Raw genomic sequence first — 14,890 nt, 5'->3', positions numbered from 1 at the left:
GTTGGTATGCCCAAGAAACGATTAGGCGAAATACTTTTAGAAGAGGGACTTATAACAGAAGAGCAACTCAAAGAAGCTCTTGAAGAGGCTAAAAGAACAGGAGAACCCCTTGGTCAGGTTCTTATTGATTTGGGGTATATTACACCGAAAGACTTGGGACGTGTTCTTCAGAAGCAATTTAATGTTACATATGAATCTCTTGAGAGATTAAAATTCGATCCCTCGGTAAAAGATACCATTCCCGAAGATATTGTTAGGCAGTATAGGGTATTTCCACTTAGAAAGGAAGGAAATACTCTTGTTGTTGGGGTAGTACCTCCATTCAATTCAGATATCTTAGAAAAAATTAGTTTGCTGACGGGTCTTAAAGTAAGACCTATTATCATTACAGAATCTGAATATAGGGCCCTACTTGACCAAGTTTACGATATCACTCAACGTGCTAAAGATGTTATCGAGAAACTCGCAGAGGAAGCCTCTGACGAAGATAATGTTATGGAGATAAGCGTTGAAAAAATTGATATCAACGACCTTTTAGGTCAAGAGGCAAGTATAAATGTTGTTGTCAATACTATTCTGGTCGATGCTGTTTCCGATAGGGCTACGGATATCCATATAGAACCTACCCGCTATGACTACAGAGTTAGGTATAGGATAGATGGCGTTTTAATGGATAAAATTAAACTACCCAAATGGATTGCCGAACAGCTTATAACCCGCTTGAAGGTTATGGCTGATATGGATATAGCGGAAAGACGAAGACCACAGGACGGACACTTTACAGCAAGAGTTTCTGGTAGAGAATTTGATTTCCGTATTGCTACTGTAGGCTCTATATATGGCGAAATGATGGTTATTCGCCTTCTTGATAAGAAAAATATCTTTGTGGATATTAGTAGATTGGGGCTTTTACCCGAGCAGGAAGAGATATTTCATAAACTTATATCTGTGCCATACGGTATGATACTCGTTACAGGACCAACAGGCTCTGGAAAAACAACCACTTTATATGCTGCGCTTTCGGTATTAAATAATGAGTCTAAGGAGATTATCACCGTTGAAGATCCTGTTGAGTATGAGTTAGAGGGTATTAATCAAATCAATGTCAATACAAAGGCTGGAATTACATTTGCATCAGTACTTCGATCTATTCTTAGACTTGATCCAGATATAATTCTCGTAGGTGAAATTCGAGATGAGGATACGGCTAAGACTGCTATTGAAGCAGCCTTAACGGGTCACCTCGTGCTTTCAACACTTCATACCAATGATGCACCTTCTGCTATTATCCGCCTTCAGGAGATGGGAGTAGAAAAATACCTACTATCTGCCTCTCTTGTGGGTATCGTAGCCCAAAGATTGGTAAGAAAACTATGTTCGAATTGTAAAGTAAGAAACGAGGATCCCACGAGTCCTAATGTATATGTACCTAAAGGTTGTCCTGTTTGCAACTTTACAGGATATTCTGGTCGAACAGCTGTCTTTGAAATTATGCCTGTCTCTGAAGACATACAAAATGCCATTCTCAGAGGAGCTTCTCTTGAAGAAATTAAGAAAATAGCTAAAGCTGAAGGTATGATAGATATGTGGACTGCTGGTCTCGAAAAGGTAAAAGCCGGTATAACCACTGTTGAAGAACTGCAGAGAGTTATTAAATCCCCTATAGAAATATCCAGGAGTGACTAACTGTGCCTGTTTTTTATTACGAAGCATTTAATGGAAAGGATAAAGTTTCAGGCGAAATTGAAGCATCTAATAAAGCACAAGCCGTTAACATGCTGAAGACTAGGGGGCTTGTTGTTGTAAAGATCCATCTTAAGAAAGAAGAGTCTTTGAGATCTTCTATTATGAGCAAACTCTTTGCCCCTCGGAGGATAAAACTTAAAGATAGGGAGATAGCTGTCTTGTCTCGCCAATTAGGCAGTTTACTGCTTGCTGGTATTTCCCTTGTGGATGCTATTAGCACACTTGCCGATGAGTATAAATCCTCTCGTATTGGACACGTTTTACAGGAAGTGTATGATTATATTGTTAATATGAACATGCGTTTTGCTTCAGCCTTGAAGAAGACAAACAGCTTTCCTATTATCTATATCAACCTCGTCAGGGTTGCAGAGGAAACGGGAACTCTTGATAGTACGCTTATTGTTCTTGCAACTTTTTATGAAAGAAGAGCGGCTATAAAAGAAAAACTGAAAAGTGCTATGATTTATCCTATTATGGTTGGTATCATGTCCATCGCCGCTATCCTTGTTTTTATGCTTATCGTTGTTCCCAAGTTAAAGACTGTTTATTCTGGATTTGGCAAATCTTTACCGTCAATTACACAGTTTGTCATTAATATTAGTGACTTTATATACCATAATTGGCTGTGGTTGGTGCTTGGTGTTATAGCTATCTACTTGCTGTTTAGGTTTGTCATTAAAACATTTTATAAAGCTCGTTTATTCTGGCATAGGTTTCTTCTCCGTATTCCACTTGTGGGAAATGTCCTTATGCTAGGTGAAATAGTTCAGGCATTCAGAGCGTTTTATACACTTTTTTCAAATGGTGTTCCCATTGTCCAATCTTTAGAACTGTCTACTGAGGTTATTACCAATGAATATATCAAACAATTTTTTATTGAGGCAAAAGAACAGCTGGAAAAAGGGGTTTCTTTCTCTAAGGCATTAGAGAAATCAGATTTGCCAGGTGTTTTAAAGGTTATGATTAGGGTAGGGGAACAATCGGGAAACCTTGATACAATGATAAAGACATATCTTGATATGGCCGAAGAGGAACTTAATATAAAAATAGACAGAATGGTTGCAGCTATTGAGCCACTATCAACAATAATAGTTGGATCGATAGTGCTTGTAATCTTGCTTGCAATGTATCTACCAATATTCAGCATGACATCAATCGTAAAGGGGAAATAGGTTATGCAACAAGGTTATACACTTATTGAGTTATTAGTAGTGTTAGTTATTTTAGGTGTTTTGTTGCTTGCTATTGTTCCAAGATTTACTCCTATATTTCATGAAAGTAAACCGTCAACATACTGTGGATTTTTACGCGCTATCAGAACATATCTTGAAATAGAAAAGGAAAAAGATATTGTTAGTAGAGCCTATCCAGATAATATTTCTACCGCTTCTATAGAAACTCTACTTGATATTCATTTGACTGACCCATATACAAGCCATGAAATCTATATAGAAACTACAAGTAACTGTAGTGGCAATGTTAGCACAGACATTATTAGATATTGTCCTATTAGGACAAATGGTAAAGTGTTTTCATATAAGCTAGGTGTTAGTCAAACTGTTAAAAACGAAGTTTATCCAGGTTGTTTAATAGGAGTTGATAGACAGTGAAGGGTAGAAACAATCGTATTTCTATATCAGACAGGCATTCATATATATACTCTTTTCGTAAACAGGGAGTATATCTGCTAAAGCCTCAGGACACGATTATTCGCTATATGTCTTTCCCAAAGATGAAAAGGAAAGAATTAGAAGAGGCTATAGTAACAGAATACCTTAGTTATGCTGCAATAGCTGGAGGTACACCAGATATTAATTGGGAAATCATAGACGAAACAAATGACTATGTTCGTGTACTGGCTATAGGAATAAAAAAGGAGCATCTCAATGAGATTTACACGGAGGTAAAAAAAGAATCTGGGGTCAAACTGTTTGCAGCTGTAGTACTTGTTGGTGTGGTTGCAGAGCTTGTAAAAGACTTATCAGAGGAAAAGGATTTTGGAGTGGTATTTGTTGGTGACAATCAGTCTGACCTAATATTTTATAAGAATGGTAAGCCTATATATGGAAGAAACATCAATATAGGCCATAGGGATATGATAACCGATGTTGGATTTTCTGAAAGAGACATTACAGATTTTCTATCTAACATTGATGAAGCGATTATTCGAAACTTTCCCAACCCTGTTAAAGTGTTTGTAGCATCTATAACTAGAGATGATCCTACCATCATTGAAGCCCTTAGACGATATTCCTCCTATGAAATCGAGTCTTTTAGCAGTCTTATGTCTATCGCTGCTGAGGACACTCATGAAGCTGTTCTTAGGGCGGCATGGAATCTTGGTGTGTCAGGCCATCCTATGTATGTGTTTGTTCCTGAGCTCTACAAAGAAGAGCAGAGGGTTGCTAGAAGGGTGTTTTATACTACAATAGTCTTAATTGCTACTATACTATTTGGCTTAGGTAGTATAAATTTAACCTATCAAAATCTGTTAGCTTTGAAATTGGAGCAAGAAACAAAGCAGAGGCAGTTAATGATTCTGAATGAGGAGATCTCTAAGCTTCTACCTTATGAAGAAGAATACAATCGCTTGCTAAAACAAAGAGAAGCATTAGGCAAATTGGCCTTCATAGAAAATAACCCACATCGATACTGGCAATATTATGTAGAACTAGGTAGACTTATCTTTGGAAATAGGGGAACATTAATTTCGATAAATGGTACATCTTCTATGCTACAGGTAACAGTAAAGTTTTATCAGGAGGAAGATATGCTTAGAGCTCTTTCCGCCTTTAAATCTTCCAATTTATTTCAAAGGGTTATTGTATACTCTACTAGCAAAACAGCTGATAAAAAGACCAATGTCTTTCTCTTAAATATAGGAGTGAGTTTAAAATGAGAAAAGTTGAAAGAATATTATGGATACTTGTTATTTTGGTAGTGGTTGCTGTTCTATCTGTACAAGGGTATTTATATTGGCAGATTAGAGAGGTAGAGAAGGATATTCAAGCTAAAGACAAGCAGATTACCACGTTAACAACACGAATTGGTGAACTTCAATCAAAAAAGGCTTCTATTCCTAAATTGCAAGCTTTCTTCGAAAGATTGAACGAAAAACTTCTTCTCCAAAAGGAAGCCAAACAATACATTGATGACATAACAGGTGCCCTAGATACTAATTCTATTGCCTATTCTCTTAAGGTATCTAATGTTGAAAAGGTAACAGACAAGTATGAGATTGTTAGGCTGGATATATCATTTTCCACCGATAAATATTCTCGTATATTAAGCATCATTAACACAGTAGAATCTCAAGAAAAGTGGAGTGAGATATCTAATGCTCCTTCGATAAAATATTCTGGCCAGGGCTATTCAGTTTCATTTGGTATTACATTGCCGTATGTTACAGATATTGCCGATAATGTATGGGACATAAAGTAGGGGGGATGTTAATGGAGAAAAGTCATGTTTCTAATACGGAAAAACGTTATCTTGTCGTAAGAGAAGATGATATAACGCTTATGGCGTTTGCTCTTGAAGATATGATGAAACGAGGCATATTACAGGACCGAGGCGATAAAATTGTTGTGGATCATGAGAGACTTATGGAAGATATCCCAGTGTATGACCGAATTCTCCTTCAAGCTTTTGGTATGGAGCGGGCAAAGGATAAGAAAGAAATAAAAGTGTTAGTAGAAGACCTCAAAGAAATAGAGGCAAAGTTTTTCAGCATCCTCCGAAGTGCTGTTAAAGACTATTATGACCTTGAAGCCGAGAGAAGAATAAATGTTATTTCGGCTATAGCATGGGTTGTTGTTCTTGTGGGTTGGATACCATTTTTAGCACTGAAGGGTACATCAGTATATCCGTATCTTATGTGGTCGTGGATTTTCGGCGCTCCTATTGTTGCAGGGCTGTTAACCCTGCGTAGGGCACCACTGACACCAGAGGGACGTAAAATTGTAGAAGAGGAAACCGATGATAGTATAAAGAAATGGAAGCCCGAAAATGAATTTATTAAGCAGCTCGCAAATGGGCTTAAACATTATGTCAACCTGTGGCCCGAGAGAGCAGCGGCTAAGGGTACAGGTAAAAAACAAGTACGGGTTTCTAAATGGTTTTGATAGAATGGTTCTAAAAGTGGTAGAATATTACCACATTGCATAAATATGAAAGGAGGTCTTGCATTATGAGAAGAGAAAGAGGTTTTACACTCATTGAACTCTTAGTAGTTATCATTATCTTGGGTATTCTACTTGCTGTAGCTATTCCCAGATACTTTGAGGGGATTGAGCAGGCTAAGGTAAAGGCTTATTGCTCTACAATTGCTAACTTGAAAATGGCATTGGAGGTTTATAGAACAACTAATGGGCCAAGCTATACATATCCACCGGCCCCTGACTCCAAAAAGCCGTTAAAAGATTGGATAACAACTGATTGGGGAGCGGATTTTAATAAGTATTTCGATTCTGAACCCAAAGATCCTTTTAGTGGTTTGCCTTTTGAAGTAGTGAATTCTTCTACATCTATTGATAATACAAATGTTATTGCATATGAACTTGAAACAGGAAGCCAGGCTTATACATTGTATTTTAAAGTTGGTCCTGACGCACCTGTAACTTCTACCTGCCCATAATCTAATCTTTTATAAATCAAACAAGGAGCCCCCATATTCATGGGGGCCTTTATTTTTACCAATCTCTCCCTAACATAACCTCTGCAGAACTTTCCCTCACGTACCTTCCTGTGGTAGAAATAGAGGAGTGTCCCAGCAGTGCTTGAATCATCGCCAATGATTCACCTCGTTCAAGGAGTGTATGGGCAAACGTATGTCTAAGTGTGTGGGGATGCACATCTATGCCAATTTTTTTGCCAATGTCGGATATCCATCGATGAATAGTTCGCCTATGAACCTTTTTATTAAACCAGCCACTGTCTACAAGGAGTTTATACAAATCCTCCGATATTCGGAGGATACGTTCTTTATTACCTTTTCCCCGTATTCTCAGTAGATAGGAGTGACCATCTTTCTTAAAATCTGTCAGTTCCATAGATACAAATTCTGATACACGGAGACCGGTAGAGAGCATAAACTTAATGACAGCATATTTTCTTGGATCTCTTTCTTCCTTGGCAGTTTCTAATAGTTTTTGTGCTTCCTCGATAGTTAACCACTGTGGACGCTTACTTCCACGGGGTACTCGTATATCTTCGGCAAACTCTGTAAACTCATCGTACAGCTGTAGATTACCAGCTTCACGAAATGCACTGGCAAGCCACTGATAAAACTGTCTAATAACATACATATATGTTTTTTGGGTATCAACCTCAAGAGACCTTATAAAAGGAAGTAGTCTTGTGTAGTTTCTTGGGTCTCCGTCCATAATATCTATTAGCATTTTGCGAATGATATAGCGTTTCCATTGAACGGATGATGGCGAGTTTGCCTTATGTAAATATAGCCAATCGGCAAATGCATCAATCAGGGCGTCAGGTTCTTTCAAAATATCCTCTGTAATCTTCATAGGCATTGCCTCCCCAATAAGATTATTTCCGTGGCAGTAGTATCATATCATAAAATGTCACAAAATGTGCCTATTGTGACATTTGTCTATATGAGCCATCTACCCCTTGAACTTACCTTGTAATTTTATATAATGTCATTGTTATAAAGGAGGTATATGATATGGCAAAGAAAACAGTTGTTGTTATTGGTCTCGGACGATTTGGATCTATGTTTGCTAAAAAGGCCGCTAATCTTGGTCACGATGTTATAGCTATAGACCACAATCCTAAAAATATTGAAAATATACAAGATTTTCTTAGTGTATATGCTGTTGCAGATATAAAGACAGATGGCAAACAGATTTTGAGAAAGCTTGGTGCAGAAAATGCTGATGTGGGTGTTGTTGCTATAGGTACAGATATATCAGCCTCTGCTATATCTGTACTGGAACTTGAAGAAGTTGGTGTATCCACTATTATTGCTAAGGCTTCCGATGAAGAACACATCCGAATACTTGAGAAGATGGGAGTTGACAATATCATATCTCCAGAAAAAGATGCCGGTGTTGCTATGGCGTATGTTAAGCTGCTTGGTGGAAAGGCCATTATTCATGACCTCCAAGGCACATATATAGACATGTTTATACTGGAAATAGATGCCCCACCTAAACTGTGGAATGTTGCTGTTAGGCATTCGCGACTTCGAGAAGATTTTCAAATGACCCTTATTGGTATTAGACGTCAAGGACAACTCATTGTTATTCCATCCGCCGATGAAGAAATTCAGGAAGGAGATAAGCTTCTACTCGCCGCATCTAGCACAGCTATCGATGCATTTGTTAGAAAGTTTGTTGACCTTGATACATCAGGTACTGTTCTTAGTATCGGACTGGGACGATTTGGGTTTAACTTTGTAAAAAAGGCATATGATTTGGGATATGATGTTATTGCTATTGATAGAGATGAGACTAAAGTCAATGCTGCCAAGAATTATGCTAAACTTGCCGCTAGCATGAATATTGTTGATGAAACTGGCTTAGAAGCTTTGCGCTCTTTAGTTAGTAGACCGCCTATGCTTGCTACGATAGCAACAGGAGATGACCTCGCCTCTTCCCTGATGGCTGTATTCCATAGTATGGATGTTGGAGCTATGGATTTTGCTGTTAAAGCGCTGAATGCTCCTCATATGAAGGTTCTTATGAAAATAGGTCTGAGGTATACTCAGGCTAAAACCCGTGAAAAACAGATAGTTCTACCTGAAGAGGAATCAGGTAGTAGCAGTGCTCTTCAGGTGCTTGAGGGGAAAGTGATGGGGCTTGAAGGTGTGTATCTGTCTATCATATATGTACCGAAGTCCCTTATAGGTAAGAAAGTAAGAGAATCCGGCTTAAGAGAGTTTCATAGATTAACCTTAGTAGGTATCATACGAAACAACAATTTTATACCGGTTCCATCACCTGATGAGACTTTTAAACAAGGAGACAGGCTGCTTATTATGGGAGCCCGAGAACATCTTGAAGAATATAAAGCACATATCGGAGCTTAGGGTTCAAATATCACGGGATATTTTTCTGAGAACTCAAGGGCCTTATACGTAAAGGGAAGATTCTCAAGTTCCTTTTTAACATGCTCTCTAATGTCTTGGGGTGTTGGTATATTTTCTATAATAATACCCTTTTTCATGACTTGCTTCATAAGGGGTTTATATTCCTGAGGTGGTTGGGAAGATGCCAATTTTACAATGTCTTCAATATGTCCTGCCCCTACTCTCCTATATATTCTTTTTTGCCCTGGGTAATTGCTAACCTTTGCCTTGGGTTGACCATTGACTTCAACTATTTTTAATGCAAAATCAAACACCCGGGCAGAAGCAAGACGGGTACCTACACCAAAAGAATCAATTAAATCTTTGTATTTGTTTACAGTAAACTCGTCTAGCCCACCACTAAGCGTGATCTTTACATTGTCATAGCCTAATCTTTTTAATTCCCAGCGAATGATATCAATAATGTGTATAAAGTCTTTTGTATCAATACGAACACCATACAGCTTATCTTTTAGTACTTTAGCGGCCTCTACTGTTTCTTTCAATGGATAACCATATGTATCTACAAGAGCTATACGGGGTACAGAAGGATCTACAAACTTATCAAATGCTATAAAAGCTTCTATAGGATCAGACATGACGAGTATAAGTGCATGTGGCATTGTTCCTATAGCTTTAATACCAATTTTTCTAGCTCCCGAAACATTGCTAACTCCATCAACTCCACCTATATAGGATGCATATTCCACTGCTGGTGCAATAGCGGGATGTACCCTTCTTGTTCCAAAGGAAAAAACAGGTTTGTTTTCTGCAGCAAGCTTGATACGGGCAGCTTTAGTGGCTATGGCACTCATGGAAGATACAAAACCGATGATAGCTGTTTCATACCTCAAGAAGTTCCTATAATTTCCAACGATATACATCACGGGTTCACCGGGGAAAAACACACTACCCTCTGGAATCATATATATATCCACAGGAAATCCCTCAAGAAGCTTAACAATCTCCCATAAACCTGCAACAATACCAAAGCCGTAATCTTTAGATGGAAATGATTTAGTATGTAACTCCATTGCCACTTGTGGATAGTGTTTTAAACCATCAAGAACCTCTTCTGTTCTAAGAAAATAGGCATCTGTTGAGAGACCAGATAATATATCTACTTCTTCATTCATGAGAAACTTTCCCACGGTAAACCCTCCCTTCGTATAAATAAGGGGTGGGGTCTACCCCACCCCCATTATTAGCGCAAAACTAATTTACTTGTCTCCGAGGATACCCTTCAAACCTAAGAATACAGCTCCTTCACCAAGGTCTTCTTCTATACGAAGAAGCTCATTGTATTTGGCGACACGTTCAGATCTAGCTGGTGCACCGGTCTTAATCTGACCGCAACCTGTAGCTACTGCAAGGTGTGCAATGGTAGTATCCTCAGTTTCTCCACTACGGTGAGAAACCTGTGCTTTGTAACCATTTCTCTTTGCCATATGCATAACATCGAGTGTCTCTGTAAGAGAACCTATCTGATTAACCTTAATCAGAATAGCGTTGGCTATATCCTGAGATATACCCTTTTCATAGAAAATATCTTTGTTAGTAACAAAGATGTCATCTCCAACAAGTTGAATCTTCCAACCTAGTTCTTCTGTAAGTATCTTCCAACCTTCAAGGTCATCTTCTGCCATACCATCTTCAATGGATATGATAGGATACTTATCAACAAACTCTTTGTAAAGGCCTACGAGATCTCTAGCTGTTAACTTTTCTCCCCCAACAGTATAGATACCATCTTTATAGAATTCACTGGCTGCTGGGTCCATGGCAAGGAATACATCTTCACCGGGACGATAGCCAGCTTTCTCAATAGCCTCTACGAGCAAATCAAGGGCCTCTTCGTGGGTTTCAAGGTTAGGTGCAAATCCGCCCTCGTCTCCCACTGCCACAGAAAGTCCTTTAGACTTGAGAAGGGACTTCAAAGACTGATAAACCTCAACACCCCATCTGAGAGCTTCTCTGAATGATGGAGCCCCAGCGGGAACAATCATGAACTCTTGCATGTCTAGGTTGTTATCGGCGTGCTTACCACCATTGATAACATTCATAAATGGAACAGGTAGTACAAAGGCATTGACACCACCAAGATACTTATACAGTGGTATACCCAGTGCATTAGCTGCAGCATGTGCTACAGCCAAGGATACGGCGAGAATCGCATTGGCTCCAAGTTTGCTCTTCTGTTTGGTTCCATCGAGTTCCAGCATGGCAAGATCTATGGCACGCTGATTAAAGACATTCATGCCAATAATGTGTTCGGCAATATCTTCATTGATATGCCTGACAGCGCGAAGCACGCCCTTACCACCAAAGCGTTCATCACCATCACGAAGCTCAAGTGCCTCGTTTTTACCTGTAGATGCACCAGATGGAACAATACCAACACCAATTGTTCCATCTTCAAGTACAACCTCTGCTTCCACAGTAGGGTTGCCACGGGAATCTATAACCTCTCTGCCTCTAACATCTACAATTGCTAAATCTGCTTTGAAGAGAATCATATCCCCTTCACCTCCATTCTTAGTTTTAGACCTGCCTGATAGCCCTGTTCTAGGGCCTGCATATTGGCCTCTCTACTTCTATTTCCCAATCTCTCATCAATCGTTCTTATAAGTGTTTCCCTATCCAAATCACCGATAAATGCTGCCACATAGCCTAGCGTGTATATGTTGAGTCCTTTAGGATGTCCTAGTTCGTCCCTTGTTATTTCTATGAAAGGATGATATCTTACATCATAATCTTCCCTATTGTCAAGTTTTGATAGTACGGCTTCAACTTTATCTTTTTGAGTGCTGTCTATTACTATGATAGACCCTTTTATGTTTCGTAGGTACCATTCAAAATATTTTCCTTCAAAGAAAATGCTTATATCAGGTTTACGTGTTTTAGGGTACCAATATTCATAGTTGGTAACGACAACCTCAGAGCGGGTAAGTCCTCCTCTTGGAGCTGAATCATATACTGAAGACTGGAGGGCATACCATCCCTTCTTCATATAGGCTTTAGCAAGCAAAATAGAGAGAAGTTTTACTCCCTGCCCACCAATACCGACAATGAATAGTTCCCTTCTGATCTTATCCATTGTTTTCACCTTCTTTCCTAAGGTGCTCGAATAGTTGTCTGTATTTCTTGGAAAGTTCTACTTTGCTTTTATTATCACGGAATATACCAAGAGGTAATTTACCTTCTCGAATATCAGAGGGATCTTTCATAATATATGTATGTTCTTTATACCAATTGAGAAGTTCAACGGGATCAGAGATTCCGTTATATCTTCCGAAATACGTTGGACACTGAGATTTAATGTCTACAACGGCAAACCCATCATGTTCGAGGGCTTTCTTTACAATTTGGCGCATGTGAACTGGGTTCCATGTTGCAGCTCTGGCTACAAACGTGGCACCTGCACCAAGTGCCAGTGAAATAGGATCCATGGGCGGTTCGAGTGCACCGTATATCGATGTTGTACTCTTCATGTTTTCTGGTGTTGTAGGAGATACTTGACCGCCTGTCATACCATAAATAGAATTATCTACTATAATAGCTGTAATACCAATATTCCTCTTGGCTGCATGAATAAAGTGGTTACCACCTATGGCTATTCCATCACCATCACCAAGCATAGTAACTACATGAAGCTCTGGATGGGATAGTTTGATACCTGTAGCTACAGGTATTGCACGTCCATGAATTGTATGAAAGGTATGGGCGTTAACATAACCTGAAGAACGACCAGTACAACCAATACCGCTGACAAACGCTACATCTTCAGGCTCCCATCCCAAATCATCCATAGCATCGATAACTGCTTTTAAGATGGTTCCTATGCCACAACCTGGGCACCACTGGTGGGGTAGATATCTATCTCTAATCCACTTTTCTTCAGTATAGGTATAAGGTAGGGGCTTTTTAACCATTGTAGACCGCCTCCTTGATTTCATCGGGAGAAATCATTTCTCCGTATTGATGGTTAATACCAACATACTTTACATTAACGCCTTTATCGGCAAGGAATGCTTTGGTAAGCAACATTAACTGACCTGCGTTGAGTTCAGGAATAATAATTTTCTTAATGCCGTTTTTCTTGATAATCTCTGCCAGTTCATCTCCAGGAAATGGCCAGAGAACTCTTGGTCTAAACAAGGCAACTTTATAGCCTTCCTCTTTTAGCTCAAGGTATGCTTGTTTAGCAGACATTCCCATAGATGCAAACGACATAAGAAGGATATCTGCATCACCGTCACCAAGGTATTCGTAGTCAATAAGTTCATCGCGAATATCTCCTACTTTGTTCCATAATCTCTCGATAAGTCTTTTAACCTTTTCAGGCATGATGGTTGGGAATCCGTCAACATCATGGGCAGAACCTGTCATGTGCCATTTAATCCCTGAGTCAATAGGGGGTAAAGGTACAATATGTCCCTCTTCGTCTGTAGCAAATGGCAGATAATCATCAGGATTTTCGAAGATTTCCAGTACTCTTTCTTTAGTTCGCTCTGGTATCTTAATAGGTTCAGGCCACTCATCAATCCATTGATATGAGTGGCCTATAACCTCATCAGCAAGTACTACAACGGGTATTCTATGTGTTTCAGCCCATACTAAAGCCTTCTGAGTATAGATGTAAAATTCTTTAACATTTCCTGGTGATACCACGATAACAGGATGGTCGCCATGTGTTCCCCATATTGCCATGAGAAGATCACCTTCACCAACCAGTGTGGCTAAACCTGTGCTTGGACCACCACGCATAACATCGATTATAACAACAGGAAGCTCTGCCATAGATGCTAGGCCAAGACCTTCCTGCATTAGTGCAAATCCTGGACCAGATGTTGCAGTAAGTGACACTTTATCAGCATATGCGGCACCTATACAGGCATTAATACTACCTATTTCATCCTCCATTTGAATGAAAATGCCACCAACTTTGGGTAGTTCAACAGATAGCTCTTCTGCTATTTCAGAGGAGGGTGTGATAGGATAACCGGCATAAAATTTTAATCCTGCGTCAATAGCACCTTTAGCAGCTGCATGATTACCAAATACAAGTTCCATTTATACCGCCTCCTCTTCTACAACTTCATAGATTTTTATGGCAAAATCAGGGCAAGAGTAAACGCACATGAGACATCCCACGCACTTTTCAGGATGTGCGGGATAAGCCTTAAAATCATTTCTTTTATCAAAGACCTTTGTTGGACACACATTGATGCAGATTCCACAGGCTTTACACCTGTCGAAATCCACAACAACATCATAAGTTTTCTTGCCTGGCACTGCTATCACCTCCAAATATAAACTCCCACCACCGTGTGGTGATTTGGGAGATTTTATCCATGCCTATACCAAGAAACTTTGAGGCAAATTCGTATATATAAAATACATTACGCGGCTCATTTCGTTTGCCTCTTAGTGGAATGGGAGATAACCACGGAGAATCTGTTTCTAAGAAAAACTTACTGTATCTGTAGGCAATCTTTAAAGCCTTTCTAAGATTATCTGCTTTCTTATATGTCAAATTCCCGCAAAATGCAGGAATGTAGTTGTCAACTTTTAGTATTTTTTCTATCTCTTCTTCACCATGTGAGAAACAATGGAATATTACGGGAACTTGGGGTCTTACTCCTTGAATAATATCCCATAGGTCGTCAAACGCCTCTCTTTCATGAATGATAATAAATTTTTTGTGTTCCACAGCGAATAACAATTGATTATAAAATACATCTTTTTGATCTTTTTTAGGTGATATATTTCTGTAATAATCAAGTCCTATTTCACCGATGCCATGAGCTTTTTCATATAGAGCATCTAGGAAACTCAGATCTTTATGCTCTGCAGCATAATGAGGATGTACTCCTACAGTTACCTTGAAGAAGGGATCCTCTAAAAAGGCAAGTGCCCTCTCAGATGATTCCCTGTCGTATGAGGGAATCACTATACCTGAGAGGGCACTCTTAGCTCGTTTTATTACCTCTGCCCTATCATTATTGAAAATATCATCTTGAAGATGGGCATGGGTATCGTATAGTTTCATCT

At 39.2% G+C, this 14,890-nt stretch carries 16 protein-coding genes; 8 read left to right on the top strand and 8 right to left on the bottom strand.

Annotation, left to right across the window (positions count from 1 at the left end; all coding sequences use genetic code 11):
• Positions 1–6 precede the first annotated feature (6 nt).
• The 7 genes from GM182_RS03950 (at position 7) to GM182_RS03920 (ending at position 6,382) form a co-directional block, all read left to right on the top strand.
• Positions 7–1,686 carry a GspE/PulE family protein gene (locus tag GM182_RS03950; protein ID WP_449185832.1) on the top strand — a complete coding sequence of 560 codons (1,680 nt, stop codon included), beginning with the start codon at positions 7–9 and terminating at the stop codon, positions 1,684–1,686.
• A gap of 2 nt (positions 1,687–1,688) precedes the next feature.
• Entirely contained in the window at positions 1,689–2,918 is a 1,230-nt protein-coding gene (locus GM182_RS03945) for a type II secretion system F family protein (protein ID WP_449185831.1), read from the top strand.
• 3 nt (positions 2,919–2,921) lie between these two features.
• A complete protein-coding gene (locus GM182_RS03940; RefSeq protein ID WP_449185830.1) occupies positions 2,922–3,356 on the top strand; it encodes a prepilin-type N-terminal cleavage/methylation domain-containing protein in 435 nt (144 codons plus the stop codon).
• A complete protein-coding gene (locus GM182_RS03935; protein WP_449185829.1) occupies positions 3,353–4,645 on the top strand; it encodes a type IV pilus biogenesis protein PilM in 1,293 nt (430 codons plus the stop codon). The genes GM182_RS03940 and GM182_RS03935 overlap by 4 nt, the downstream gene beginning before the upstream one ends.
• Complete coding sequence (locus GM182_RS03930; RefSeq protein WP_449185828.1) at positions 4,642–5,187, top strand: hypothetical protein; 546 nt, start codon at positions 4,642–4,644, stop codon at positions 5,185–5,187. The genes GM182_RS03935 and GM182_RS03930 overlap by 4 nt, the downstream gene beginning before the upstream one ends.
• Before the next feature lie 11 nt (positions 5,188–5,198).
• Positions 5,199–5,870 (top strand): DUF2207 domain-containing protein, encoded by a 672-nt coding sequence (locus tag GM182_RS03925; RefSeq protein ID WP_449185827.1) that lies wholly within the window; start codon positions 5,199–5,201, stop codon positions 5,868–5,870.
• Positions 5,871–5,935: 65 nt separating this feature from the next.
• Positions 5,936–6,382 carry a prepilin-type N-terminal cleavage/methylation domain-containing protein gene (locus GM182_RS03920; RefSeq protein WP_449185826.1) on the top strand — a complete coding sequence of 149 codons (447 nt, stop codon included), beginning with the start codon at positions 5,936–5,938 and terminating at the stop codon, positions 6,380–6,382.
• A gap of 55 nt (positions 6,383–6,437) precedes the next feature.
• On the opposite strand, the gene GM182_RS03915 is transcribed toward GM182_RS03920, so the two are convergent.
• On the bottom strand, positions 6,438–7,271 hold the full coding sequence (locus GM182_RS03915) for a tyrosine-type recombinase/integrase (protein ID WP_449185825.1): 834 nt from the start codon (positions 7,269–7,271) through the stop codon (positions 6,438–6,440).
• Between the two features lie 122 nt (positions 7,272–7,393).
• On the opposite strand from GM182_RS03915, the gene GM182_RS03910 reads away from it, so the two are divergent.
• A complete protein-coding gene (locus GM182_RS03910; RefSeq protein ID WP_494324946.1) occupies positions 7,394–8,797 on the top strand; it encodes a potassium channel family protein in 1,404 nt (467 codons plus the stop codon).
• Here the strand turns inward: GM182_RS03910 and GM182_RS03905 are convergent.
• From GM182_RS03905 to GM182_RS03875, 7 genes are all read right to left on the bottom strand, one after another.
• The gene (locus GM182_RS03905) at positions 8,794–9,987 is read right to left on the bottom strand and encodes a nicotinate phosphoribosyltransferase (RefSeq protein WP_449185823.1); all 1,194 of its coding nucleotides are present in this window, start codon (positions 9,985–9,987) and stop codon (positions 8,794–8,796) included. The two genes, GM182_RS03910 and GM182_RS03905, sit on opposite strands and share 4 nt — an antisense overlap.
• Before the next feature lie 69 nt (positions 9,988–10,056).
• The gene (eno, locus tag GM182_RS03900) at positions 10,057–11,352 is read right to left on the bottom strand and encodes a phosphopyruvate hydratase (RefSeq protein ID WP_449185822.1); all 1,296 of its coding nucleotides are present in this window, start codon (positions 11,350–11,352) and stop codon (positions 10,057–10,059) included.
• On the bottom strand, positions 11,349–11,933 hold the full coding sequence (locus GM182_RS03895) for a 2-oxoacid:ferredoxin oxidoreductase subunit gamma family protein (RefSeq protein WP_449185821.1): 585 nt from the start codon (positions 11,931–11,933) through the stop codon (positions 11,349–11,351). The genes eno and GM182_RS03895 overlap by 4 nt, the downstream gene beginning before the upstream one ends.
• On the bottom strand, positions 11,926–12,768 hold the full coding sequence (locus tag GM182_RS03890; protein WP_449185820.1) for a thiamine pyrophosphate-dependent enzyme: 843 nt from the start codon (positions 12,766–12,768) through the stop codon (positions 11,926–11,928). The genes GM182_RS03895 and GM182_RS03890 overlap by 8 nt, the downstream gene beginning before the upstream one ends.
• Positions 12,761–13,909 carry a 2-oxoacid:acceptor oxidoreductase subunit alpha gene (locus GM182_RS03885; protein WP_449185819.1) on the bottom strand — a complete coding sequence of 383 codons (1,149 nt, stop codon included), beginning with the start codon at positions 13,907–13,909 and terminating at the stop codon, positions 12,761–12,763. The genes GM182_RS03890 and GM182_RS03885 overlap by 8 nt, the downstream gene beginning before the upstream one ends.
• On the bottom strand, positions 13,910–14,131 hold the full coding sequence (locus GM182_RS03880; RefSeq protein ID WP_449185818.1) for a 4Fe-4S dicluster domain-containing protein: 222 nt from the start codon (positions 14,129–14,131) through the stop codon (positions 13,910–13,912).
• Positions 14,109–14,888, bottom strand: coding sequence for a TatD family hydrolase (locus GM182_RS03875; RefSeq protein WP_449185817.1), 780 nt, complete (start codon positions 14,886–14,888; stop codon positions 14,109–14,111). Before GM182_RS03875 ends, GM182_RS03880 begins: the two co-directional genes overlap by 23 nt.
• Positions 14,889–14,890 lie beyond the last annotated feature (2 nt).

This window comes from Zhurongbacter thermophilus (genome assembly GCF_026184435.1).
GTDB lineage: Bacteria > Coprothermobacterota > Coprothermobacteria > Coprothermobacterales > JAADFF01 > JAADFF01.
This window is presented reverse-complemented; position numbering and strand designations above follow the sequence as displayed.

What these genes read in the sequence shown, in the direction of transcription:
- GM182_RS03895 (WP_449185821.1), bottom strand. Translation starts at nt 11,933, where the DNA reads ATGGATAAGATCAGAAGGGAACTATTCATTGTCGGTATTGGTGGGCAG.
- GM182_RS03925 (WP_449185827.1), top strand. Translation starts at nt 5,199, where the DNA reads ATGGAGAAAAGTCATGTTTCTAATACGGAAAAACGTTATCTTGTCGTA.
- GM182_RS03920 (WP_449185826.1), top strand. Translation starts at nt 5,936, where the DNA reads ATGAGAAGAGAAAGAGGTTTTACACTCATTGAACTCTTAGTAGTTATC.
- GM182_RS03875 (WP_449185817.1), bottom strand. Translation starts at nt 14,888, where the DNA reads ATGAAACTATACGATACCCATGCCCATCTTCAAGATGATATTTTCAAT.
- GM182_RS03950 (WP_449185832.1), top strand. Translation starts at nt 7, where the DNA reads ATGCCCAAGAAACGATTAGGCGAAATACTTTTAGAAGAGGGACTTATA.
- GM182_RS03885 (WP_449185819.1), bottom strand. Translation starts at nt 13,909, where the DNA reads ATGGAACTTGTATTTGGTAATCATGCAGCTGCTAAAGGTGCTATTGAC.
- GM182_RS03930 (WP_449185828.1), top strand. Translation starts at nt 4,642, where the DNA reads ATGAGAAAAGTTGAAAGAATATTATGGATACTTGTTATTTTGGTAGTG.
- GM182_RS03940 (WP_449185830.1), top strand. Translation starts at nt 2,922, where the DNA reads ATGCAACAAGGTTATACACTTATTGAGTTATTAGTAGTGTTAGTTATT.
- eno (WP_449185822.1), bottom strand. Translation starts at nt 11,352, where the DNA reads ATGATTCTCTTCAAAGCAGATTTAGCAATTGTAGATGTTAGAGGCAGA.
- GM182_RS03890 (WP_449185820.1), bottom strand. Translation starts at nt 12,768, where the DNA reads ATGGTTAAAAAGCCCCTACCTTATACCTATACTGAAGAAAAGTGGATT.
- GM182_RS03915 (WP_449185825.1), bottom strand. Translation starts at nt 7,271, where the DNA reads ATGAAGATTACAGAGGATATTTTGAAAGAACCTGACGCCCTGATTGAT.